19 protein-coding genes are annotated in these 22,860 nt (G+C 69.5%); 7 read left to right on the plus strand and 12 right to left on the minus strand.

Features of this window, described 5'->3' with window-relative positions:
• Positions 1-11 precede the first annotated feature (11 nt).
• Both gph and rpe read right to left on the minus strand, forming a co-directional pair.
• Positions 12-677, minus strand: a complete 666-nt coding sequence (gene gph / locus LCHO_RS19420) for a phosphoglycolate phosphatase (RefSeq protein WP_012348898.1) — start codon at positions 675-677, stop codon at positions 12-14.
• 11 nt (positions 678-688) lie between these two features.
• Positions 689-1,375: a ribulose-phosphate 3-epimerase gene (gene rpe / locus LCHO_RS19425; RefSeq protein ID WP_012348899.1), complete on the minus strand. Its 687-nt coding sequence runs from the start codon at positions 1,373-1,375 to the stop codon at positions 689-691.
• Between the two features lie 77 nt (positions 1,376-1,452).
• On the opposite strand from rpe, the gene apaG reads away from it, so the two are divergent.
• From apaG to mltA, 3 genes are all read left to right on the plus strand, one after another.
• A complete protein-coding gene (apaG, locus tag LCHO_RS19430) occupies positions 1,453-1,827 on the plus strand; it encodes a Co2+/Mg2+ efflux protein ApaG (RefSeq protein WP_043705926.1) in 375 nt (124 codons plus the stop codon).
• The gene (locus LCHO_RS19435; protein WP_012348901.1) at positions 1,824-3,908 is read left to right on the plus strand and encodes a site-specific recombinase; all 2,085 of its coding nucleotides are present in this window, start codon (positions 1,824-1,826) and stop codon (positions 3,906-3,908) included. The genes apaG and LCHO_RS19435 overlap by 4 nt, the downstream gene beginning before the upstream one ends.
• 130 nt (positions 3,909-4,038) lie before the next feature.
• Positions 4,039-5,334 carry a murein transglycosylase A gene (mltA, locus tag LCHO_RS19440; RefSeq protein WP_012348902.1) on the plus strand — a complete coding sequence of 432 codons (1,296 nt, stop codon included), beginning with the start codon at positions 4,039-4,041 and terminating at the stop codon, positions 5,332-5,334.
• On the opposite strand, the gene LCHO_RS19445 is transcribed toward mltA, so the two are convergent.
• Together LCHO_RS19445 and LCHO_RS19450 are read right to left on the minus strand one after the other, a co-directional pair.
• A complete protein-coding gene (locus LCHO_RS19445; RefSeq protein WP_012348903.1) occupies positions 5,335-6,447 on the minus strand; it encodes a GGDEF domain-containing protein in 1,113 nt (370 codons plus the stop codon). It lies immediately after the preceding gene.
• Positions 6,448-6,493: 46 nt separating this feature from the next.
• Positions 6,494-7,054 carry an Lrp/AsnC family transcriptional regulator gene (locus LCHO_RS19450; RefSeq protein WP_012348904.1) on the minus strand — a complete coding sequence of 187 codons (561 nt, stop codon included), beginning with the start codon at positions 7,052-7,054 and terminating at the stop codon, positions 6,494-6,496.
• Positions 7,055-7,169: 115 nt separating this feature from the next.
• Between LCHO_RS19450 and LCHO_RS19455 the strand changes: the two genes are divergently transcribed.
• A complete protein-coding gene (locus LCHO_RS19455) occupies positions 7,170-10,727 on the plus strand; it encodes an indolepyruvate ferredoxin oxidoreductase family protein (protein WP_012348905.1) in 3,558 nt (1,185 codons plus the stop codon).
• Positions 10,728-10,745: 18 nt separating this feature from the next.
• Here the strand turns inward: LCHO_RS19455 and infA are convergent, their stop codons facing one another.
• From infA to LCHO_RS19480, 5 genes are all read right to left on the minus strand, one after another.
• Entirely contained in the window at positions 10,746-11,015 is a 270-nt protein-coding gene (infA, locus tag LCHO_RS19460) for a translation initiation factor IF-1 (protein WP_012348906.1), read from the minus strand.
• A 226-nt stretch (positions 11,016-11,241) separates the two neighbouring features.
• Positions 11,242-11,502 (minus strand): hypothetical protein, encoded by a 261-nt coding sequence (locus LCHO_RS19465; RefSeq protein ID WP_012348907.1) that lies wholly within the window; start codon positions 11,500-11,502, stop codon positions 11,242-11,244.
• 239 nt (positions 11,503-11,741) lie between these two features.
• Entirely contained in the window at positions 11,742-12,074 is a 333-nt protein-coding gene (locus tag LCHO_RS19470; protein ID WP_012348908.1) for a hypothetical protein, read from the minus strand.
• Positions 12,074-13,021 (minus strand): glutathione synthase, encoded by a 948-nt coding sequence (gene gshB / locus LCHO_RS19475; protein WP_012348909.1) that lies wholly within the window; start codon positions 13,019-13,021, stop codon positions 12,074-12,076. The genes LCHO_RS19470 and gshB overlap by 1 nt, the downstream gene beginning before the upstream one ends.
• 48 nt (positions 13,022-13,069) lie before the next feature.
• Positions 13,070-14,251, minus strand: coding sequence for an aminoglycoside phosphotransferase family protein (locus tag LCHO_RS19480; RefSeq protein WP_012348910.1), 1,182 nt, complete (start codon positions 14,249-14,251; stop codon positions 13,070-13,072).
• Positions 14,252-14,431: 180 nt separating this feature from the next.
• On the opposite strand from LCHO_RS19480, the gene LCHO_RS19485 reads away from it, so the two are divergent.
• Genes LCHO_RS19485 through rsmA form a run of 3 tightly spaced genes read left to right on the plus strand, consistent with a single transcriptional unit; the run spans position 14,432 to position 19,102 of the window.
• A complete protein-coding gene (locus LCHO_RS19485) occupies positions 14,432-16,894 on the plus strand; it encodes an LPS-assembly protein LptD (RefSeq protein ID WP_050757413.1) in 2,463 nt (820 codons plus the stop codon).
• A complete protein-coding gene (locus tag LCHO_RS19490; protein ID WP_012348912.1) occupies positions 16,891-18,285 on the plus strand; it encodes a peptidylprolyl isomerase in 1,395 nt (464 codons plus the stop codon). The genes LCHO_RS19485 and LCHO_RS19490 overlap by 4 nt, the downstream gene beginning before the upstream one ends.
• Before the next feature lie 7 nt (positions 18,286-18,292).
• Positions 18,293-19,102, plus strand: coding sequence for a 16S rRNA (adenine(1518)-N(6)/adenine(1519)-N(6))-dimethyltransferase RsmA (gene rsmA, locus LCHO_RS19495; RefSeq protein WP_012348913.1), 810 nt, complete (start codon positions 18,293-18,295; stop codon positions 19,100-19,102).
• 260 nt (positions 19,103-19,362) lie between these two features.
• Here the strand turns inward: rsmA and LCHO_RS19500 are convergent, their stop codons facing one another.
• From LCHO_RS19500 to LCHO_RS19505, 3 genes are all read right to left on the minus strand, one after another.
• Positions 19,363-19,758, minus strand: coding sequence for a barstar family protein (locus LCHO_RS19500; protein ID WP_012348914.1), 396 nt, complete (start codon positions 19,756-19,758; stop codon positions 19,363-19,365).
• Between the two features lie 34 nt (positions 19,759-19,792).
• A complete protein-coding gene (locus LCHO_RS22995) occupies positions 19,793-20,206 on the minus strand; it encodes a guanyl-specific ribonuclease (RefSeq protein ID WP_012348915.1) in 414 nt (137 codons plus the stop codon).
• Positions 20,207-20,519: 313 nt separating this feature from the next.
• Positions 20,520-22,838 carry an NADP-dependent malic enzyme gene (locus tag LCHO_RS19505; RefSeq protein WP_012348916.1) on the minus strand — a complete coding sequence of 773 codons (2,319 nt, stop codon included), beginning with the start codon at positions 22,836-22,838 and terminating at the stop codon, positions 20,520-20,522.
• Between the last annotated feature and the right edge of the window lie 22 nt (positions 22,839-22,860).

The raw sequence follows: 22,860 nt of genomic DNA on the forward strand, positions 1-22,860 counted from the left end.
GCGGCGCCCGTTCAGGCTGCGCGCAGCAGGTCGGAGAGCGTGTCGAGGTGGGTCTCGGCCGGCACCGCGCGGATCGGCTCGCCGTGGTTGTAGCCGTAGCTGACCAGCACCACCGGGCAGCCGGCGGCACGCGCGGCCATCGCGTCGTTGCTGGAGTCGCCGATCATCAGCGTGCGCGCGGGCTGCGTGCCGAGCGCCTTGCAGGTCTCGATCAGCGGCAGCGGATCGGGTTTCTTGCGCGCGAAGGCGTCGCCGCCGAACACGCAGTCGAAGAAACCGTCGATGCCCTTGGCCGCCAGCAGCGGGCGTGCGAAGTCGCCCGGCTTGTTGGTCAGGCAGGCGAGCCGCAGGCCGGCGCCGCGCAGCTGCGTCAGGCCGTCGATCACGCCGTCGTAGACGCGCGAGTGCCGGCCGTTGATCGCTAGGTAGTGGCGCTGGTAGGCCGCCCAGGCCGCGTCGTAGAGCGCCGGATCGCCGCCGACATGCGCCAGCGTGCTGCGGATCAGGTGCTCGCTGCCCTTGCCGACGGTGAGCTCGACGAAAGCGGCATCGACCACCGGCAGGCCGAGTTCGGTCAGGCACAGGCCGAGCGCGACGACGAAGTCGCCCTGCGTGTCGACCATCGTGCCGTCGAGGTCGACGATCGCCGCGTCGAACTCGCGGCCGAACAGCTGCACGCCGGCCACGCTCAGCGCGCCAGTTCGACGCGCATCGCGTCGATCACGCTCTTGTAGTCGGGCGTGTTGAAGATCGCGCTGCCGGCCACGAAGGTGTCGGCGCCGGCGTCGGCGATGCGGCGGATGTTGTCGACCTTGACGCCACCGTCGACCTCCAGGCGGATGTCGCGGCCGGTGGCCTCGATCAGCCGGCGGGCGCGCTCGATCTTGCGCAGCGCGCTGTCGATGAAGCTCTGGCCGCCGAAGCCCGGGTTGACGCTCATGATCAGGATCAGGTCGACGCGGTCGATCACGTACTCGAGCACGTCGAGGCTGGACGCCGGGTTGAACACCAGCCCGGCCTGGCAGCCCGCGCCCTTGATCAGCTGCAGCGTGCGGTCGACGTGCGCGCTGGCCTCGGGGTGGAAGCTCACCAGGTCGGCGCCGGCCTTGGCGAACGCCAGCGCCAGCTCGTCGACCGGCTGCACCATCAGGTGCACGTCGATCGGGCAGGCGATGCCGTCGGGCTTGACGCTGTGTTTCTTGAGCGCCTGGCAGACCATCGGCCCGAAGGTCAGGTTGGGCACGTAATGGTTGTCCATCACGTCGAAGTGGATCCAGTCGGCGCCGGCGGCGAGCACGTTGCGCACTTCTTCGCCGAGGCGGGCGAAGTCGGCCGAGAGGATGCTGGGGGCGATGCGGTAGGTGGGGCGTGACATGGCGCAAGATTGTGGCAGGCCGTGACATCAAACACCCTGACACGGCTTGACCGGTGACGCGGTCTATGATCCGGCGCATGAGTGCACCCTCTTTCAGCTGCTCGGTGAGCACGCAGTTCCTGCCCGAACAAACCGACCCGGTGCAAGGCCTGTACGCCTTCGCCTACACCATCGTGATCAGCAACACCGGCAGCGTGCCGGGCCAGCTGATCGGACGGCACTGGATCATCACCGACGCCGCCGGCCACACCGAAGAAGTGCGCGGCCTGGGCGTGGTCGGCCACCAGCCGATGCTCAAGCCCGGCGAGCAGTTCGAGTACACCAGCTGGACCCGCCTGGCGACGCCGCACGGGCGCATGCGCGGCACCTTCTTCTGCATGACCGAAGACGCCCACAGCTTCGAGGCGCCGATCCCCGTCTTCGAACTGGCGCAAGCGCGCGCACTGCATTGATCGGTGCGCTGCGGCGCTGGTGGTCCCTGCGGGTGTGGGACCTCACCGCCTTGCTCAATGCGGCCGACCCGCGTGCCAGCCGGCCCGAACGTCATCTGTGGCTGATCCGCCTGCTCGAATGGCTGCGCAGCGCACCGCCCTCGCAGACCGGCGCCGAACGCAAGCCCGCCGCCGCGCCCGAGCCCGAGGCCGGCGGCGACACCCAGCCCAGCCCGTGGCCGCTGCGCCGCCTGCGCCACCTGCTCAACGTCCTCGAGCGCCATCCGCAGCACGCCGAGCAGGTCCGCCAGCTGCTGCGCGCGGTGCTGACCGGCACCGACGTCAGCGCGCTGCTGGCCGAGTTCGGCTTCGCGCCGCGTTCGTCGTTCGCCAGCGAGCTGATCGAGCGCCTGCGCCTGATCGGCCTGCCCGGCACCCCCGACACCAACGACCTCGGCGAGCTGTTCCAGCTGGTCTTCCACGGCCATGACGACGCCACCTGGCTGGCGCAGATCGACGCCGTCACCTGGCGCCGTCTGGCCCGCCTGCTGGTCGACGAGGAGCTGGCCGCGCACTGGCGCGGCGCGCTGCTCGACTCGATCCAGCTGCTGGCCGGCCAGGTGCGCGCGGTCGGCATGGCCGCCACGCTGCGCCAGCGCATGGACGATGCGGTGCTGGCGGGGCGGCCGTTCCACCACCTGGCGCAGAGCGCGCAGCGCCTGGCCGAACTCGACGCGCTGGGCGACAGCGAGCGCCTGCACGAGCAGGCTCAGCAGCTGCGCGCCGAGCTGCTGGCCTGCCGGCAGGCGGCGGCCTCGGTGCGCAACCACCTCGAAGCCTGGGGCGTGTCGATCGACGTGGTGTTCCAGGTCGAGCAGCTGCGCGAGCGCACCGAACGCATCAACGCCCTGCTGACCCTGCTGACCAGCCCGCAGCCCGAGCGCGACTGGCCATGGCTGGTGGTGCAGCTGGCCGAAGGCGTGCGCAGCCGGCGCGGCCTGCGCAGCCTGTTCGCGCACCACTACTCGCTGCTGGCGCGCAAGGTGACCGAGCGCAGCGCCGAGACCGGCGAGCACTACATCACCCGCACCCGCGCCGAATACCGCGAGATGCTGCAGCGCGCCTGCGGCGGCGGCCTGTTCATGGCCGGCACCACCTTCATGAAGTTCGTGATCGGCGCGATGGGCTTCTCGGCCTTCTGGGCCGGTTTCTGGGCCGGTGTCAACTACGCCGGCAGCTTCGTCGCGATCCAGCTGCTGGGCTGGACGGTCGCCACCAAGCAGCCGGCGATGACGGCTCCGGCGATGGCCGCCAAGCTCGACGGCGTGCAGCTCGACGACGCCGCGATCGACGACTTCGTCGACGAGGTGACGCACCTGATCCGCTCGCAGACCGCCGGCATCGTCGGCAACCTGACGGTGGTGGCGCCGGTCGTGCTGGCGCTGCAGGGGCTGGCCTGGTGGATCGCCGGCGTGCCCCTGATCGGCGAGACCGAAGCCCGCCACGTGCTGCACAACCTGACGCTGCTCGGCCCGACGCTGGTGTTTGCCGCCTTGACCGGCGTGCTGCTGTTCATGTCGAGCCTGATCGCCGGCTGGGTCGAGAACGCCTTCGTGCTGCACCGCCTCGACAGCGCCATCGCCTGGAACCCGCGCATCGTGCGGCTGCTCGGCAGCGCCCGGGCGCAGCGCTGGTCGCGCTGGTGGCGCACCCACATCTCGGGGCTGGCGGCCAACGTGTCGCTCGGTTTCATGCTCGGCCTGGTGCCGGCGCTGGCGGTGTTCTTCGGCCTGCCGGTCGAGGTGCGCCACGTCACGCTGAGCACCGGCCAGCTGGCCGCGGCACTCGGCACGCTCGGGCTGGCGGCCTTGCACGAGTGGGCGTTCTGGCTGTGCCTGGCGGCGATTCCGCTGACCGGCGCGCTGAACCTGGCGGTGAGCTTCGTGCTCGCCTTCCGGGTCGCGCTGCGCTCGCGCGGCATCCGGCTGCGCGAGCGCTCGCGGCTCTACCGGGCCCTGCGGCAGCGCCTGCGCGAGCAGCCGCGCAGCTTCATCGTGCCGCCGCGCGACGGCACGGCCGGGCCCGCCGTGCCGCACGCCTGAACCGTCGCGCGCTCACGAAGACGCGTCGTCGTCACGCCGCTCGCCCTTGCTGCGGCCGGCGAACATCGTCCACCAGACGATGCCGATCAGCAGCGCGGCGGCGCCCAGGGCTTCCAGCACAATCAACCACATGTCCGTTTCCTTCGCGTTCACCAGCCGCCTGATGCGGCCCGTCCGCTGGCCCTTGGCCGGCGCGATTCTAGGCAGCCTGCTGGCCTGCGGCAGCGTACCGACACCGCCGGCACCGGTCGACGACGGCAGCACCCCGCCGCTGGCGAGCCCGCCGGCCGGCGCCGAGCCCGCCGCCAGCATCACCCCCGAGGTGCGGCAGACCGCACGCGGGCGCTGGGTGCGCGCCGACTGGTCCGAGCTGCCCGGCTGGCACGACGACAGCCTGGCGCTCGCCTGGCCGGCGCTGCTGCGCAGCTGCGAGCGCGTGCTGAGCCTGCCGGCCAACGGCAACGGCGCCGCAGCGGCCGCCGCAGCAGCGTCGCCGCTGACGATCACGCCGCAGCAGTTCTCGCAGAACTGGGCGCCGAGCTGCAACGCCGCACGCGCGCTCGGCCCGGCGGCCGACGACAGCCAGATCCGCAGCTTCCTGCAGGCGCGTCTGCAGCCGTGGCGGGTCGAAGGCGGCGAAGGCCAGGTCGAGGGCCTGATGACCGGCTATTTCGAGCCGCTGATCGAGGCCCGCCGCCAGCGCAGCGCCCGCTTCAGCGTGCCGCTTCATGCCCCGCCGGCCGATCTGGCCAGCCGCAAACCCTGGTACACCCGCGCCCAGATCGAGACCCTGCCGGCCGCGCAGGCCGCACTCAAGGATCGCGTGATCGCCTGGGTGGCCGACCCGCTCGACGCCCTGCTGGTGCAGATCCAGGGCTCCGGGCGGCTGCTGATCGACGAGCCCGGCGGCCAGCGCAAGACCGTCCGGCTGGCCTACGCGGCGCACAACGACCAGCCTTACATGTCGATCGGCCGCTGGCTGGTCGAACAGGGTGCGTTCACGCTCGAGCAGGCCAACTGGCCGGCGATCCGGCAGTGGGCGCGCAACAACCCGCGGCGCCTGCGCGAGATGCTCGACGTCAACCCGCGCTACGTGTTCTTCCGCGAAGAGCCGATGCCCGACCCGAGCATCGGCGCGATCGGCGCGCAGGGCGTGCCGCTGACGCCGGGACGCTCGATCGCGGTCGACCGCAACAGCATCCCGTACGGCACGCCGGTCTGGCTGGCCGCCACCGAACCGCAGCCGTGGCAGGTCAACCCGCCGCCGCCGCGCCCGCTGCAGCGCCTGGTGATGGCGCAGGACACCGGCAGCGCGATCGTCGGCTCGGTGCGGGCCGACTACTTCTGGGGCTGGGGCGACGGCGCCGAAGACCGCGCCGGGCGCACCAAGCAGCCGCTGCGGCTGTGGGTGCTCTGGCCGCGCTGATCAGGCCCGCTCGACACGGTCGCGCCCGGCCGCCTTGGCGCGGTACATCGCCCGGTCGGCACGCTCGATCGCGGCGTCGATGTCGCCGCCGCCCAGGCAGCGCGTGACACCGGCCGAGAACGTCACCCGCAGGCCTGGCTGCACCTCGTCGAACGGCGTCAGCACCAGCCGCTCGCGCAGGCGCTGCACGCACGACAGCGCCTGCGTCACGGTGGTGTCGGGCAGCAGCAGCAGGAACTCCTCGCCGCCCCAGCGCGCCAGCACGTCGGGGCCGCGCAGTTCGGTCAGCGCGCGCTCGGCAAAACCGCGCAGGACCGCGTCGCCGGCCTTGTGGCCGTGTTCGTCGTTGATGGCCTTGAAGTGGTCGAGATCGATCGCCACCAGCGCGATCGGCTGGCCCAGGCGGGCCTGGCGCGCGGTCTCGTTGACGAGGCTGTCCATCAGCGCGCGCCGGTTCGGCAGGCCGGTGAGGTCGTCGCGCGTGGCCAGCTGGCGGATGCGCTCGAAGGCCTCGCTGAGGTCGGTGCGCTTGCGTGTCAGGCGGGCCCTCAAGCGGGCCAGCCGGTCGGAGAGCACCCACATGCCGCCGAACACGATCACCGCGAACACCAGGTGCACCAGCTCGACCCGCGGGTCGTGGCGCGCCGGCTCGTGCACCACCTGCCACCCCATCACGGCGGCGAACAGCAGCAGCGCGGCCAGCGCAAGCCCGCCCACCTGCCGGCGGTTGAGCCTGAACATCGAGAACATCAGGATCAGCACCGGAATCGTCAGCAAGGCGCCGCGCGCAGGCCCGGTGATGCCGTACGCCCCCGCCACGGCCAGCAGGCCGAAAGCGCTCTGCGCCAGCGTCATCGACGGATCGGCCAGCCGGGCGCTCCAGCCGCTGCGGATGGCGATGAAGAACAGCACCGCGCCACCGAGATAGAACGCACTCAGCCACCACGAGGCACGGGCCTCGATCAGGCCGAACCGCACCTCGATCTGCTGGCACAGCGCAAACAGCACGTACGCCACCAGCGCCAGCAGGCTCTGTGACACCCGCAGGCGATGCCGGCCCTCGGGCCCCAGCACGAAGCGGCTCGACAACGACAGGAAATCGGCTTCAGGCACACCCGAAGTGTAAACAACAGATACGTTAGGCACGTCTGCTTACATGTCAGCCCGGCGGACGCAGATGGCTCAGCGGCAGGACCGAGCCCGCCTTGACCTCGCCGAGCGAGAAGCTGGTGTGCATGTCCTTGACGTTGGGCAGCCTGAACAAGGTGTCGCGCACCCAGCGCGAATAGGCGTCGAGGTCGGTGGCCACCACGTGCAGCTCGAAGGTGCCGGTGCCGCTGATGTAGTGGCAGGTGACCACCTCGGGCAGGGCGCGGATCAGGGCCTCGAGGGTCAGCGTGGCCTCGGCGTTGTTGCGCTCGGTGTCGATGCGCACGAAGGCGAGCACGCCCAGGCCGATCTTGCGGCGGTCGATCTCGGCCCGGTAGCCGGTGATGTAGCCCTGCTCCTCGAGCCAGCGCACGCGCCGCCACGTCGGCGCGGCCGACAAGCCGATGCGTGCCGCCAGCTCGGCGTTGGACAGACGGGCATCGCGCTGCAACTCCGCGAGGATCGCGATGTCAAACCGGTCGAGACCGCCGGCGCGGCCCTCGGCGAGGCCTGCGTCAGGGGCTCGGGTTTTCCCTTGATCCGAGAATTGCGGCAACGGCGTTTCTTTCATCAGTCGCTTTCAGTTCGATCCTTGCTGAGAGTATCTGTTTCAGGGCATGGAAAGAAAACACCTGCCGCCGCAGCTTGCCTACACTTTCCGGCAACAACCGCCGCTGGAGCCCACCATGAACGCCCCCCTGCCCGAAGCCGTGCGACGTGCGCTGGAAGCCGTCACCCTCGACGACAAGTACACCCTCGGCCACGGGCGCGCCTTCATGAGCGGCATCCACGCGCTGGTGCGCCTGCCGATGCTGCAGCAGCTGCGCGATGCGCGCGCCGGGCTCAACACCGCCGGGTTCATCAGCGGCTACCGCGGCAGCCCGCTGGGTGGCTACGACCAGGCGCTGTGGTCGGCCAAGAAGCACCTGGCCAAGCAGAACATCGTCTTCCAGCCCGGCGTCAACGAAGAGCTGGCGGCCACCGCGGTGTGGGGCAGCCAGCAGCTCGACATCCATCCCAAGAGCAACAAGTTCGACGGCGTGTTCGGCATCTGGTACGGCAAGGGGCCGGGCGTGGACCGCTGCTCGGACGTCTTCAAGCACGCCAACATGGCCGGCACCGCCCGCCACGGCGGCGTGCTGGCGATCGCCGGTGACGACCACGTCGCCAAGAGCAGCACCGCCGCGCACCAGAGCGACCACATCTTCAAGGCCTGCGGGCTGCCGGTTTTCTTCCCGGCCAGCGCGCAGGAGATCCTCGACATGGGCCTGCACGCGATCGCGCTGAGCCGCTACGCCGGCGTCTGGTCGGGCATGAAGACGATCCAGGAGGTGGTGGAAAGCGCCGCCTCGATCGAGATCGACCCGGACCGCGTGTCGATCGTGCTGCCCGAAGACTTCGTGATGCCGCCCGGCGGCCTGCACATGCGCTGGCCCGACGACCGGATCGAGCAGGAAGCCCGGCTGATGGACCACAAGTGGTACGCCGCGCTGGCCTATGTGCGCGCCAACCGGCTCAACCACACCGTGATCGACAGCCCGAACGCGCGTTTCGGCATCATGGCCAGCGGCAAGAGCTACAACGACACCCGCCAGGCGCTGGCCGACCTGGGGCTCGATGAAGCCACCTGTCAGCGCATCGGCATCCGGCTGCACAAGGTCGGCGTGGTCTGGCCGCTCGAAGCCACCATCACGCGCGAGTTCGCGCAGGGGCTGCAGGAAATCCTGGTGGTCGAGGAAAAGCGCCAGGTCATCGAATACCAGCTCAAGGAAGAGCTCTACAACTGGCGCGCCGACGTGCGCCCGGACGTGGTCGGCAAGTTCGACGAGGCCGAGGGCGACCACAGCGGCGGCGAATGGAGCCGGCCGAACCCGAGCGCCAACGGGCTGCTGCGCGCCAAGCTCGACCTGACGCCGGCCATCATCGCCAAGGCGATCGCCAAGCGGCTGATCAAGCGCGGCGTGCCCGACGACGTGGTGGCGCGCATGAACCAGCGCCTGGCCGTGATCGACGCCAAGGAGCGCTCGCTGGCGGCGCTGACCGTCAACACCGGCGAGCGCACGCCCTGGTTCTGCAGCGGCTGCCCGCACAACACCAGCACCCGCGTGCCCGAAGGCTCGCGCGCGATGGCCGGCATCGGCTGCCACTTCATGGCGCTGTGGATGGGACGTGACACGGAGACCTTCACGCAGATGGGCGGCGAAGGCGTGCCGTGGGTCGGTCAGGCGCCGTTCACCACCGACACCCACCTGTTCGCCAACCTCGGCGACGGCACCTACTACCACTCGGGCCTGCTGGCGGTGCGCCAGAGCATCGCCGCGGGCGTCAACATCACCTACAAGATCCTCTACAACGACGCGGTGGCGATGACCGGCGGCCAGCCGGTCGACGGCATCCTGAAGGTGCCCGAGATGACCCGCGAGCTCGACGCCGAGGGCGCGAAGGTGATCGTGATCGTGACCGACGAGCCGGAGAAATACGCCGAGGTCAAAGCGCGCCTCGCACCCGGCGTGACGGTGCGGCACCGCGACGAACTCGACGCCGTGCAGCGCGAACTGCGCGCCACGCCCGGCTGCACGATCCTGATCTACGACCAGACCTGCGCCACCGAAAAGCGCCGCCGCCGCAAGCGCGGCACGCTGGTCGACCCGGCCAGGCGCGTCGTCATCAACGAGCTGGTGTGCGAGGGCTGCGGCGATTGTTCGACGCAGAGCAACTGCCTGTCGGTCGAACCGGTCGAGACCGAGTTCGGCCGCAAGCGCCGCATCAACCAGAACACCTGCAACAAGGATTTCTCGTGCGTGAAGGGCTTCTGCCCGAGCTTCGTGACGGTCGAAGGCGGCCAGTTGCGCAAGCCCAAGAAGGACGCCAAGCTCGACCCGGCCAGCCTGCCGCCACTGCCCGAGCCGGTGCTGCCGAGCGCGCGCGAGGCCTTCGGCATCGTCGTGGCCGGAGTCGGCGGCACCGGCGTGATCACGATCGGCCAGCTGCTGGGCATGGCCGCGCATCTGGAGGGCAAGGGCGTGGTCACGCAGGACAGCGCCGGCCTGGCACAGAAGGGGGGCGCCACCTGGAGCCACATCCAGATCGCCGACAGCGCGCTGGCGATCCACACCACCAAGGTCGACACCGCCAAGGCCGATCTGGTGATCGCCTGCGACGGCATCGTCGCGGCCAAGAAGGAGACACTGTCGGCGATGGCCGAAGGCCGCACCTTCGTGGCGCTGAACCTGCACGCCGCACCGACCGCAGCGCTGGTGCACGACCCGGACTGGGCCTTCCCGGTGGCCGGCTGCGAGGCCGCCCTGCGCCAGACGGTGGGCGATGCGCGGCTGGGTGCGTTCGACGCCGAGGAGGTGGCGGTCAAGCTGCTGGGTGACTCGATCTACACCAACCCGCTGATGCTCGGCTACGCCTGGCAGAAGGGCCACGTGCCGGTGGGCCGCGCCGCGCTGCTGCGGGCGATGGAGCTGAACGGCGTGCAGGCGGCCAACAACCAGCAGGCCTTCGAGTGGGGCCGGCGTTGCGCGCACGACCTGGCCAGCGTCAGGAGCCAGTACCAGAGCGCCCAGGTGATCCAGCTCGTGCGGCGGCCGTCAGTCGACGAGCTGATCGCGCGGCGGGTCGAGTTCCTGACCGCGTATCAGAATGCCGGCTACGCCGAGCAGTACCGCCGCTTCGTCGAGCGCGTGCGCAGCGCCGAGGCGCCGCTGGCGAGCACGCGCCTGACCGAGGCGGTGGCGCGTTACCTCTTCAAGCTGATGGCCTACAAGGACGAGTACGAGGTGGCGCGACTGCACGGCGACGCCGCGTTTGCCGCGCGCATCGCGAGTCAGTTCGAGGGTGACTACAAGCTGGTGCACCACCTCGCGCCGCCGATCCTGGGCAAGACCGACGCGCAGGGGCAGCCGCTCAAGCAGGCCTTCGGGCCGTGGATGCACCGGGTGATGCCGATGCTGGCGCGTCTGAAGTTCCTGCGCGGCAGCACGTTCGACCCCTTCGGCCGGACCGAAGAACGCCGCACGGAGCGGGCGCTGATCGGTGAATACCGGGCATGCGTCGAGGAACTGCTGACCGGGTTGAGCGCCGAACGGTTGACGCAGGCAGTCGAGATTGCCCGGCTGCCGGAGGACATCCGCGGCTACGGCCCGGTCAAGGAGCGCCACCTCGCCGCCGTGCGCCCACGCTGGGCGCAGCTGATGACGGCCTGGCGCTCAGGCGCCGGTCACCGCCAGGCGGCGTGACCCCGCGCCCGAAAGGGCTCAGTGCGTGCGGCGGTTCTGGCCGCCACCACCGCCGCCACCACCTTGCCGCTCGATGTGGCGGAAGGTGATGCGGCCCTTGCTCAGGTCGTAGGGCGAGAGTTCGAGCGACACCGCGTCCCCCGCGAGGATGCGGATGTGGTGCTTGCGCATCTTGCCGGAGGTGTAGGCGACCAGCTGATGGCCGTTTTCCAGCGTGACGCGAAAACGCGAGTCCGGCAGCACCTCGGTGACGGTGCCGTGCATTTCGATGAGTTCTTCCTTAGCCAATGTGCTTCCTTGACGAGTGATGGGGTGGGGGCACGACTCGCGCCCAAGGTGCGAGCCGCCAGTCAGCGCCCAGTCGCCCACACGCGCGGCAAAACGGCCAACTGGTGCCTGACAGAAAAAGCCAGGCCCGAATGAATAACCCGCCAGTGTACGCCGACCCAATCTGCCGCAACAGATGCAAGGTCAACTTGCACGGCCACGGCCGACCGGGACATGCGCGGCAATGTCAGCCTGCGTCGCTCGGGTCGTCACGCTGCAGGACCACGGCGCCGCTCCATCGCGTGGGGCGCTCGCCATCGCCGCCGTTGAGCCATTCGACGAGCACCTGGCCCGCTTCGTCGGGTTCGAGGAATGCAGTGGCGGTCCGCAGACCCACCACCCTTCCACGAGCCAGCCCCATCGGCTCTTCTGTCTGGCGCTGCAGATCGGCGTCCAGCCGCGTCAATTGAATCTGGTAACGCGGAACCACATGCACGGAGGGATTCAAGGCACTGGCCTCCTAAGACGTGGGCGAGTGCGTCGGACCGATTCGATCCGGTGGCCACTGCGCCGCGCGCAATCCGCATACTGCGGCGAATCGCCCCATCGCGTCAATCACTCCACCACGCGGATCCCTCACATGCGGAAGCGCCGCGGGCAGGCACGCAACGATGTTGCAACGCAGCAACTGCGTGATCCGGGTCACCGACCGGCATGCCCCCCTGGGCGGGCCGTCGCAAGGGCGACTCAGCGCGGCCCTTCATGACACTGGTTGCGTTTCTCGAACCAGTACACCACGTTGCCGACGATCACCACCGAGCCCGTGACCACCGCCGAAACCGTGGCGACGGCGCCCAGCGCCACCAGCGCGGCGGCACAGCCTTCGTTGCGGCAATGGCCGAGCGTGCCGACCTGCTCGACGCTCATGACCATCTGGCGGTAGCTGATCTGGCAGTCCTCGTCGTAGACCTGCACGGTGCGTGGCACGAACACGCAGCCCGCCAGCAGCACGGCGCACGAGGCAGCCAGACCGCGCGCATGGCGCCCGAATCGAGAGCCGACCCGGCGGCAGTCGCGCATCAGGCCAGCGCGGCTTCGAGGGCGTCGATGAACCGCGCCGCGACGTCGAAGCCGGTCTGGTCGGTGATCTCCTGGAAGCAGGTCGGGCTGGTGACGTTGATCTCGGTGACGCAGTCGCCGATCACGTCCAGCCCCACCAGCAGCAGGCCGCGCGCAGCCAGCACCGGCCCGATCGCCTCGGCGATCTCGCGGTCGCGCGCGCTCAGCGGCTGCGCCACGCCCTTGCCACCGGCGGCCAGGTTGCCGCGGATCTCGCTGCCCTGCGGAATGCGCGCCAGGCAGAACGGCACCGGCACGCCGCCGATCAGCAGGATGCGCTTGTCGCCCTTGACGATCTCCGGCAGGTAGCGCTGCACCATCACGGTGGTGGCGCCGTGCTGGTTGAGCGTCTCGATGATCGAGCCCAGGTTCAGCCCGTCGGGCCCGACCCGGAAGATGCCCATGCCGCCCATGCCGTCGAGCGGCTTGAGGATGATGTCGCGCTGCTCGGCATGAAAGGCCCGGATCGCCGCCGCATCACGCGTGACCAGCGTCGGGCCGATGAACTGCGCGAACGCCAGGATCGCGAGCTTTTCGGGGTGGTCGCGCAGCGCCTGCGGGCTGTTGAAGACCCGTGCGCCTTCGCGCTCGGCCTGCTGCAGCAGGTGGGTGGCGTAGATGAATTCGGCGTCGAACGGCGGATCCTTGCGCATCAGCACCGCGCTGGCGTCGGCCAGCGCCAGCTCCTGCGTGGCCACCACCTCGTACCAGCGCTCGGCGTCGCCGGTCAGCACCAGCGTGCGGGCGGCGCGGGCCACCACGCGGGCGCCCTGCTTCCAGACCAGGTCGCGCGGCTCGCACACATGCAGCCGATGGCCGCGGCGCGCCGCCTCGCGCATCATCGCGAAGGTCGAGTCCTTGTGGATCTTGAACGACTCGATCGGGTCGGCGACAAAAAGCAGGTCCATGGGGCGGCTCAGGTAGGGGTGGGAGGCAGGTGGCTCGGGCGCGCGCGATCAGAAGGTATAGCCTTCGACGATCTTCACGTCGCCGACTTTCTCGAGCAGGCGCGACAGCGGCCGCAGCACCGAATACCGCTCCGCCACGCGATGCGCGTAGCGCCAAACCAGCGGCAGATCGTCGAGATAGGCATGTTTGCCGTCGCGGTGCGACAGCCGCGCGAAGATGCCCAGCACCTTGAGGTGGCGCTGCAGGCCGGCCCATTCGAGGTCGCGCCAGAAGCTGCCGAAGTCCTCGCTCACCGGCACGCCCGCCTTGCGGGCACGCTCCCAGTAGCGCACCGCCCAGTCGATCTGCTGCGCCTCGTCCCACTCGATGTAGGCGTCGCGCAGCAGCGAGGCGATGTCGTAGCCGAGCGGGCCGAGCACCGCGCCCTGGAAATCGAGCACGCCGGGGTTCGGCGCCGGGCCGGCACCCGGCGCCTCGACCGGCGCGCAGACCATCAGGTTGCGGCTGTGGAAATCGCGGTGCACCAGCACCTGCGGCTGCGCGGCGAAGACCTGGCCGATCAGCTCGAAGCTGCGCGCCAGCGTCTCGCGCTCGGTGGCGTCGAGCGCGATGCCGCGGTGGCGCGCGATGTACCACTCGGGGAACAGCTCAAGTTCGCGCTGCACCATCGCCGCGTCGTAGACCGGCAGGCCGGCCGGCGGCGCGATGCCCTGCAGCGTGACGAGTGCGCCCAGCGCATCGCGGTACAGCCCGTCGGCGCGTTTCAGGCCCGCCGGGGTGCTCGGATCTTGCGATTGCAGCTCGGCCAGATAGGTGCGCTGGCCGAGGTCGGACAGCAGCAGAAAGCCCTCGGCCTCGTTCCAGTCGAGCACCGCGGGGGCGTTCAGGCCGGCGCCGGCCAGCAGACGGGCGAGGTCGACGAAGCTGCGGTTGTCCTCCTGGTCGGGCGGCGCGTCCATGACGATGAACGTGCCGGCCGCGCCGTCGATGCGCAGGTAGCGCCGGAAGCTGGCGTCGGCGCTGGCCGGTCGCAGGCTGGCAGGGCGCAGGCCGTGCGCAGGCGCCAGCGCGCTCAGCCACGCCTCGAAGGCCGCTTGACGCTGCGCATCGGGCCAGTGGATCGCCTCGGGGGCCGAGGGCAGGACGGAGTCGGATGCAGTCACGGGGATGGGGGCGTGCGGGCAGTGAGGGGCGGGCGGCCGGTCGAGCCCGGCCGGCTGGGCACGCATGAAATAATGATTTCATTCTAGCGAGCCGACCTCGCGGCCCGCAGCCTCGGCATGACGGCCGGCCGGGGCGGCCGCGGCCCGTGTCCTGCCCGATCTGTGCGCCCAACTCCCTCCGTCTTTCGCCTCAACCCGCTGGTCCTCGCCGCGCTTGCGCCGGTTGCCGTCCTGTTTGCCGGCAGCGTGGCCGCACCCGCCCTGGCGGCCGATGCGAACGCCGCCGCCCCCCGCACGGCGGACACGGCGGCGGCCGAGCCAACCGGCGGTGGCACGCCGGGCCTGCTGACACCGGCGCAATCCTGCCGCATCGTCGACTGGAACCGCGCCGCCCGCAGCAGCCAGCGCCCAGCCGATGACGCCGGCGGCGACCCGCGGCTCTTTCTCGAAGCCGACAGCCTGAGCGGCGAGACCGGCGTCGCGCTGCGCGCCGAAGGCCAGGTGCAGTTGCGCCGCGGGCGGCTGTCGCTGCAGGCCGAACAGCTCGAATACCGCTTCAGCGACGACCGCGTGCGCGCCAGCGGCGGGGTGCAGCTCTGGCGCGACCAGGACTACTACAGCGGCCGCGAGATCGAGCTCGACACCGAGCGCGCCGAAGGCTATTTCATCGCGCCGCGCTACCACTTCGCGCGCACCCAGGCCAGCGGCGGCGCCGACCGCATCGACTTCCTCGGCAAGAACCGGCTCTCGGTGCTGGGTGCCACCTACAGCAGCTGCGAGGTGCCCGAGGGCGAAACGCTGCCGTGGCAGCTGAGCGCGCGCCGCCTGCGCATCGACATGGATGCCAACGAAGGCCTGGCCGAAGGCGGCGTGCTGCGCTTCTTCGGCGTGCCGATCCTGGCCTGGCCGGTGCTGAGCTTTCCGGTCACCGGCGAGCGCAAGTCCGGCTTCCTGCCGCCGCACATCGGCATCGCCAGCACCAGCGGCGTCGAACTGGGTCTGCCCTATTACTGGAACATCGCACCCGATCAGGACGCCACGCTCACGCCGGTGGTCTCGCTCAAGCGCGGTGTCGCGATCGAAGGCGAATACCGCTACCTGCAGGACGGCTGGGGCGGCACCGTGCACGGCTCCCTGCTGCCGCACGACCGCATCCGCGACGAGCGTCGCTGGGCACTCGGCTGGACGCACAGCGGCGGGCTGATGCGCGACTGGGACTACGACTGGCGGCTGCTGCGCGTCTCCGACGACGCCTACTGGACCGACAGCCTGCGTGGCGCCGACTCGCTGACGCCGCGCCTGCTCGAATCGCAAGGCCAGCTGCGCCAGCGCCGCACCTTGCAGCTGGGCTCGATCGGCGAGGTCGACCAGTGGCTCTACGCCCGTGCCCAGCATTGGCAGGTGCTGCAGAGCACGCTCGCCAGCGACGCCATCGTCGCGCCCTATCAGCGCGCCCCGCAGCTCGGCGCGCTGTGGCGCAGCCAGCACGGCAGCCTGATCGGCTCGCTGCAGGGCGAGCTGAACCAGTTCACCCGCGTGCAGGACGGCCTGATCACCGGCACCCGCGCCCACCTGCTGGGCGACATCGGCTGGCAGCACCGCGACGGCGGCTGGCAACTCACCCCGCGCCTGGCGCTCAACGCCGCGGCCTACGACACGGTGCAGCCGATGAGCGACGGCCGCACCCGGGCGTCGCGCGTGATCCCGACCTTCAGCCTCGACAGCGGCTGGAACTTCGACCGCGCCACCGCCCTGTTCGGCCGCGACCTGACGCAGACGCTGGAGCCACGCCTGCTCTACGTGCGCACGCCCTGGCGCGACCTCGCCGCACTGCCCAACTTCGACAGCGCCCGGCTCGACTTCAACACCAACAGCCTGTTCTCGCCGAACGCGTTTTCGGGCGTCGACTGGGTCTCCGAAGCCGAGCAGCTGACACTCGGCGTCTCGAGCCGCTTCCTCGATGCCGGCAGCGGCGCGCAGCTGGCCACGCTCGGCATCGCCCAGCGCTACGTGATGCGCGAGCAGCAGGACGCCCCCGACGGCCGGCAGCCCTCGACCGGCTTCTCCGACCTGTTCGCGGTCGGCAGCATCAACGCGATCCCGCACTGGAGCCTGGACACCTCGGTGCAGTACAACGCCGACAGCCAACGCGTCGAGCGCAGCATCGGCAGCGTGAGCTACACGCCCGGCCCGTTCCGCACCGTCTCGCTCAGCCACCGCCTGCAGCGCAATGCCAGCGAGCAGCTGGCGCTGGGCTGGCAATGGCCGCTGCGCGGGCCGACGCCGCAGCTGGCGCCCAGCCCGGCGCACAACGCGGCCCAGGCCGCCGCCGACGGCATGGCGGCGCAGCGCCGCAGCAACGGCGCCGGCAACGGTTCGCAGTGCGAGGGCACGCTCTACGGCGTCGGCCGGCTCGACTACAGCCTGCGCGACAAGCGCGTCAGCGGCGCCATCGCCGGGCTCGAATACGACGCCGGCTGCTGGATCGGCCGCGTCGTCGCCGCACGCCAGTCCACCGGCAGCTCGGCGGCGACCACCAAGCTGATGATTCAGCTCGAGCTGGTCGGCCTGTCCCGGCTGGGATCCAACCCGCTCGGCGTCTTGAAGGACAATATCCCCGGTTACACCCTCCTGCGCGACCCCAAGGCCGATCTCGGCCTGGCGCCGGGCTCTCCCTCCGGCTCGTCCGGTGTCAGCACGCTCCCATGACCGCACGCCTGCCCTGGCTCAGCCGATTGAAACCCGCCGAACGCATCCGCTTCGTCACCGCCTGCGGTGCCGCCCTGAGCCGGCAGCTGATCCGGCACTCGCCGCTGGTCGTGAGCCTGCTGATGCTGGGCCTGGCGCCGGCGTCCGGCAGCGCCCAGGAGGGCTCGCGCCAGAACGCCGACTACATCGTCGCGGTGGTGAACCGGGAACTGGTCACCAACAGCGAAGTGCAGCAGCGTGTCGAGCGCCTCGAACAGGAAGCCGCACGCGCCAATGCGCAGGTGCCCTCGCGTGACGCGCTGCAACGCGACGTGCTCGACCAGCTGATCGACGAGCGTGCGCAGCTCGGCGTGGCACGCGAGAGCGGCCTGCGCATCGACGACGCCGAACTCGACCGCACGGTCGCCAGCGTGGCGGCGCAGAACCAGCTGACGGTGGCCGAGATGCGCGAGCGGCTGCGCGCCGACGGCCTCGACTACCCGCGCTTTCGCGACAACCTGCGCGACCGCCTGCTGCTCGAGCGCCTGCGCGAACGCGAGGTGCAGGCGCGCCTGCGCATCGTCGACGCCGACATCGAGAACTGGCTCGTCCAGCAGCGCGAGAAATCGGGCGCGTCCAACGAGTTCAACATCGCCCAGATCCTGATCGCGGTGCCCGAGAACGCCAATGTCGCCGACACCGCGGCGCGGCGCGCGGTGGCGGTGAACGTGCTGCAGCGCCTGCGTGCCGGCGAAGACTTCGGCAAGCTCGTGCTGGAACTGTCCGACGCCTCGAAGGCCAACGGCGGCGAACTCGGCCTGCGCCGTGGCGACGCCCTGCCCGACCTGTTCGTCGAGGCGGTGCAGCCGCTGCTGGCGGGCGAGGTCGCGCCGCAGGTGGTGCGCTCGGGGGCCGGCTTCCACGTGCTCAAGCTGATCGAACGCAAGGACGCCACGCTGTCGATCCCGCAGACCCGCGCCCGCCACATCCTGCTGCGTCCGGGCCCCGGCCTGAGCCAGGAAACCGTGATCGCCCGGCTGGCCGAATTCCGCCAGCGGATCCTGGGCGGCCGGGCCCGGTTCGAAGAGCTGGCGCGGCAGTTTTCCGAGGACGGCAGCGCCGCCGGCGGCGGCGATCTGGGCTGGGCGGCGCCCGGCCAGTTCGTGCCCGAGTTCGAGCAGGCGATGCAGGACCTGCAGCCCGGCGGCCTGTCGGCGCCGGTGGTGTCGCGCTTCGGCGTGCACCTGATCCAGCTGATCGAGCGCCGCCAGGTCAGCCTGGACGTGCGCCAGCAGCGCGAAGTGGCACGCAACGCCCTGCGCGAGCAGAAGTACGAAGAAACCTACCTCGAATGGTCACGTGACGTGCGCGCCCGCGCCTACGTCGAACTGCGTGAACCACCCGGGCTCTGAGCAGCGCTTGAAACACATCCCACGCAAACGTTTCGGCCAGCATTTCCTGGCCGACCAGTCGGTGCTCGATCGCATCGTGCAGCTGATCGATCCGCAACCGGGCGAGGCGCTGGTCGAGATCGGCCCCGGCCTGGGCGCCATGACCGACCCGGTGGTCGAGCGCTGCAAGCGGCTCACCGTGGTCGAACTCGACCGCGATCTGGCGGCGCGGCTGCGCAAGCGGCCCGAGCTGACGGTGATCGAATCCGACGTGCTCAAGGTCGACTTCACAGCGCTGGCACAGGCCGCCGGGCGGCCTGTGCGCGTGATCGGAAACCTGCCGTACAACATTTCCAGCCCGATCCTGTTCCACCTGCTCGAACAGGTGGCATCGGTCCAGGATCAGCACTTCATGCTGCAGAAGGAAGTCGTCGACCGCATGGCCAGCGCGCCGGGCTCGAAGGACTACGGCCGCCTGTCGGTGATGCTGCAGTGGCGCTATCAGATCGAATCGCTGCTGGACGTGCCGCCGGAATCGTTCGATCCGCCGCCGCGGGTGGACTCGGCCATCGTGCGCATGCTGCCGCTGGCGCAACCGCCGGCAGTGGATCCGAAACTGCTGGGCGAACTGGTGACGGTGGCCTTTTCCCAGCGCCGCAAGATGCTGCGCAACACGCTGGGCCGCTGGCTGGAAGCGCGCGAACATGGCGGCGCATTCGACCTGACACGCCGCGCCGAAGAGGTGCCGGTGGCCGAGTTCGTGGCGCTGACGATGGCGATCCAGCAGACCCCGAGCAACAGCCCGCTCACGGCCGGTGCCACGCCCGATGCGGCCTGAGCGCAGCTGAATCGAAGCCAGTCGAGACGAAAAAAGGCCCGCGCGTGGCGGGCCTTCCGTGCTGTCGACCGCGGCATCCGCGGCACACCGTGTTCAGGCTGCGACCAACCACCCGGAGGTGTCGAAAGCGCTGCTCATCATCGGCGTGTGCGGCGCGAATGCAGGCGCTGCATTCTTGCTCGGCTTGGGCGGCGGCTTGACCGGTTGTTCGGTCTGGGCCGCTTCAGCCCGCTCCCATTGCCCTTGTTCCTGGGAGCGGGCTACTGAAAAGAATAGAAGCATCTGAAGGGTATCTTTCTTTCCCCCCAGAAGTCAGCGGCATCTCTGAACACATCGAGCAGCTGCTCACGCGCCTCGCGGTCGAACCGCGGGCTGTCGGGCAACTGCTCGAGAACGACGACAAAACCCGACTGGCTGCCCGACTTGTTGACCAGATCGGTCATGCAGTCGTGCAGCGCATCCAGGTTCTTGCCGAAGTGCGGCGGGAACAGAAAAGCCTGGGCGATGCCCTCGAGCACCTCCTGCTTGGTCTGTGCCGACGACAGGTTGGCATAGAGAAAGTGGTGGCCCAGATCCTGGGCCGCCGACAAGAGATCGTCCACTCGGAAGGCGCGTATGGCCTGCACGATGTTTGGACGCACGGTCTGCAAAAGCATGATGGTCCCTTAGGGCTCTCAATCCTCGTCGGAATCAGTTCGCGATGCGGCGGAAGCTCGCGTAGTGATCCTGGGTGTAATAACAGACATCCGGAGATTTCGGTTGGTTCCCGCCGCAAACAATGCGCCGAGCACCCCGGTGATTCAATTGAGGGGTAGGAACGGTGTATTCGCGGTAATAGCCACGAGTTTCACGCGGCAACAGCCGCTCCCGGTTGCCAAAGATCACGCCGTCCTTGGCAGGAAAGGGAAAAGGTCCGCCGCGGTGTATGCGCTGATACGTCAACCGGCCCTCCACGGGCAATTCGGCGAGTACGACGGAAGCCAGATCGCTTGACGCAGCGCGGGTATCGCGCGCCTGGGCACTGACGACCAGCCCGAGCGAACCGCCCAGCAGCACGACCGTGAGGGCAAAGCCCTGCAGCAACTGCCCCAGCGACCGACACATGCAAGCAACACCTTGAATGAATCGGCTACGTCGCACCACGGGTTTTCCTGAACGAAGAAGGCCGCATGGTACAGAAGAGGGGCCGAAATCTCAAGGCTCTGCCTCAATTTTCAGCACCTCATACGGTCATTCAGGGGAAGGTAAGCGTGCGCGAACTTTCGATGTCAGGCCCGTCGATTTGCACTTTTTGCATCCCGCACCCACGGCGGCGATCGACAGCACCCGGCTCGGGGCATCTGGGCCCGCGCATGCGGCACTGAAACGGCTGATCCGGTGCGGCGCCGTCCCCGACGCCGCACCGTGCCGTCCAGGATCAGCGCGTCGCGCTGGCGTCGGCGACGGTCAAGGCGGTCATGTTGACGATCCGGCGCACGGTGGCCGACGGCGTCAGCACATGCACCGGCTTGGCGGCACCCAACAGGACCGGCCCGATCGCGATGCCGCCGCCGGCGGCGGTCTTCAGCAGGTTGTAGCTGATGTTGGCGGCGTCGATGTTGGGCAGCACCAGCAGGTTGGCGTCGCCCTTGAGCGTGCTGTTGGGCATCAGGGTCTGGCGCATCGCACCGTCGAGCGCGACGTCGCCGTGCATCTCGCCGTCGACCTCCAGCCAGGGCGCCTGCTCACGCAGCAGCGCCAGCGTGCGGCGCATCTTGACGGCACTCGGATGGTCGCTGCTGCCGAAGTTCGAATGGCTCAGCAGCGCCGCCTTGGGCTGCACGCCGAACCGCATCATCTCCTCGGCCGCCATCACCGTGATCTCGCACAGCTCTTCGGCGCTCGGGTCGTGGTTGACGTGGGTGTCGACCAGGAAGACCTGGCGGTTCGGCAGCATCAGGCCGTTCATGCAAGCGTAGATCTGCACGTCCTGCGGTGTGCTCGGGCTGCCGCCGTGGCGCTTGCCGATGACCTGGTCGATGTAGTGCAGGTGCGTGGCGGTGGTGCCCCAGGTGCCGCACAGCATGCCGTCGACCTCGCCCTTGTGCAGCAGCATCGCGCCGATCAGCGTCAGGCGGCGGCGCATCTCGATCTTGGCGACCTGGACCGTGATGCCCTTGCGTTCGGTCATCTGGTGGTAGGTCTGCCAGAAGTCGCGGTAGCGGTGATCCTGCTCGACGTTGACGACGTCGTAGTCGACACCTTCCTTGAGCCGCAGGCCGAACTTCTCGATGCGCTGGGCGATCACGCTCGGCCGGCCGATCAGCGTCGGGCGCGCCAGGCTCTCGTCGACCACCACCTGCACCGCGCGCAGCACGCGCTCTTCTTCACCCTCGGCATAGGCGACGCGCTTGTGCGTGGCGCGCTTGGCGAGCGTGAAGATCGGTTTCATCGTCGTGCCCGAGGCGTAGACGAAGGTCTGCAGCTTCTCGACGTAGGCGTCGAAATCCTTGATCGGGCGCAGCGCCACGCCGGACTCGGCCGCGGCCTTGGCCACCGCCGGCGCGATCTTCATCATCAGGCGCGGGTCGAAGGGCTTGGGGATCAGGTACTCGGGGCCGAAGCTCAGGTTGGAGCCGGCATAGGCCGCCGCCACCACCTCGCTCTGCTCGGCCTGCGCCAGTTCGGCGATGGCGTAGACGGCGGCCACTTCCATCGCATCGGTGATGGTGGTGGCGCCGCAGTCGAGCGCGCCGCGGAAGATGTAGGGGAAACACAGGACGTTGTTGACCTGGTTCGGGTAGTCGGTGCGGCCGGTGGCCATGATGGCGTCGTCGCGCACCGCCTTGACCTCCTCGGGCGAGATCTCCGGCGTCGGGTTGGCCAGCGCGAAGATCAGCGGCCGCTCGGCCATGCTGCGCACCATCGGCTGCTTGAGCACGCCGCCGGCCGACAGGCCCAGGAAGATGTCGGCGCCGACGATCGCCTCGGCCAGCGTGCGATGCGGCGTGTCCTGCGCGAACTCGGCCTTGTCCGGGTCCATCAGCTCGACCCGGCCCTTGTAGACCACGCCAGCCAGGTCGGTGACGGTGATGTTCTCGCGCGGCAGGCCCAGCTTGACCAGCAGGTTCAGGCAGGCCAGCGCCGCCGCACCCGCGCCCGACGACACCAGCTTGACCTGCTTGATGTCCTTGCCCAGCACCTTCAGGCCGTTGAGCAGCGCGGCGCCCACCACGATCGCGGTGCCGTGCTGGTCGTCATGGAAAACGGGGATCTTCATGCGCTCGCGCAGCTTGCGCTCGACGTAGAAACAATCGGGCGCCTTGATGTCTTCGAGGTTGATACCACCGAAAGTGGGTTCGAGCGAGGCGATGGTGTCGATCAGCTTGTCGAGGTCGCGCTGCTGGATCTCGAGGTCGAACACGTCGATGCCGGCGAACTTCTTGAATAGGACGCCCTTGCCCTCCATCACCGGCTTGGCCGCCAGCGGGCCGATGTCGCCCAGTCCCAGCACGGCGGTGCCGTTGGTGACCACCGCGACCAGGTTGCCGCGCGAGGTGTAGCGGAAGGCGTTGGCCGGGTCCTCGACGATCTCTTCACAGGCCGCGGCCACGCCGGGCGAATACGCCAGCGCCAGGTCGCGCTGGTTGACGAGTTGCTTGGTGGCCGCGATCGCGATCTTGCCCGGGGTCGGGAACTCGTGATATTCGAGGGCGCTGCGGCGCAACTCGGCGCGCTTTTCTTCTTGAGTCGACATGGCTGCTGGCTTTCCGATGGTT

Source organism: Leptothrix cholodnii SP-6 (genome assembly GCF_000019785.1).
GTDB lineage: Bacteria > Pseudomonadota > Gammaproteobacteria > Burkholderiales > Burkholderiaceae_C > Sphaerotilus > Sphaerotilus cholodnii.

Bases quoted from the DNA above. Each gene is read 5' to 3' on its own strand.
- rpe (WP_012348899.1), bottom strand. From the start codon at position 1,375: ATGTCACGCCCCACCTACCGCATCGCCCCCAGCATCCTCTCGGCCGAC.
- apaG (WP_043705926.1), top strand. From the start codon at position 1,453: ATGAGTGCACCCTCTTTCAGCTGCTCGGTGAGCACGCAGTTCCTGCCC.
- mltA (WP_012348902.1), top strand. From the start codon at position 4,039: ATGTCCGTTTCCTTCGCGTTCACCAGCCGCCTGATGCGGCCCGTCCGC.
- LCHO_RS19450 (WP_012348904.1), bottom strand. From the start codon at position 7,054: ATGAAAGAAACGCCGTTGCCGCAATTCTCGGATCAAGGGAAAACCCGA.
- LCHO_RS19455 (WP_012348905.1), top strand. From the start codon at position 7,170: ATGAACGCCCCCCTGCCCGAAGCCGTGCGACGTGCGCTGGAAGCCGTC.
- LCHO_RS19470 (WP_012348908.1), bottom strand. From the start codon at position 12,074: ATGCGCGACTGCCGCCGGGTCGGCTCTCGATTCGGGCGCCATGCGCGC.
- gshB (WP_012348909.1), bottom strand. From the start codon at position 13,021: ATGGACCTGCTTTTTGTCGCCGACCCGATCGAGTCGTTCAAGATCCAC.
- LCHO_RS19480 (WP_012348910.1), bottom strand. From the start codon at position 14,251: ATGCGTGCCCAGCCGGCCGGGCTCGACCGGCCGCCCGCCCCTCACTGC.
- LCHO_RS19490 (WP_012348912.1), top strand. From the start codon at position 16,891: ATGACCGCACGCCTGCCCTGGCTCAGCCGATTGAAACCCGCCGAACGC.
- LCHO_RS19500 (WP_012348914.1), bottom strand. From the start codon at position 19,758: ATGCTTTTGCAGACCGTGCGTCCAAACATCGTGCAGGCCATACGCGCC.
- LCHO_RS22995 (WP_012348915.1), bottom strand. From the start codon at position 20,206: ATGTGTCGGTCGCTGGGGCAGTTGCTGCAGGGCTTTGCCCTCACGGTC.
- LCHO_RS19505 (WP_012348916.1), bottom strand. From the start codon at position 22,838: ATGTCGACTCAAGAAGAAAAGCGCGCCGAGTTGCGCCGCAGCGCCCTC.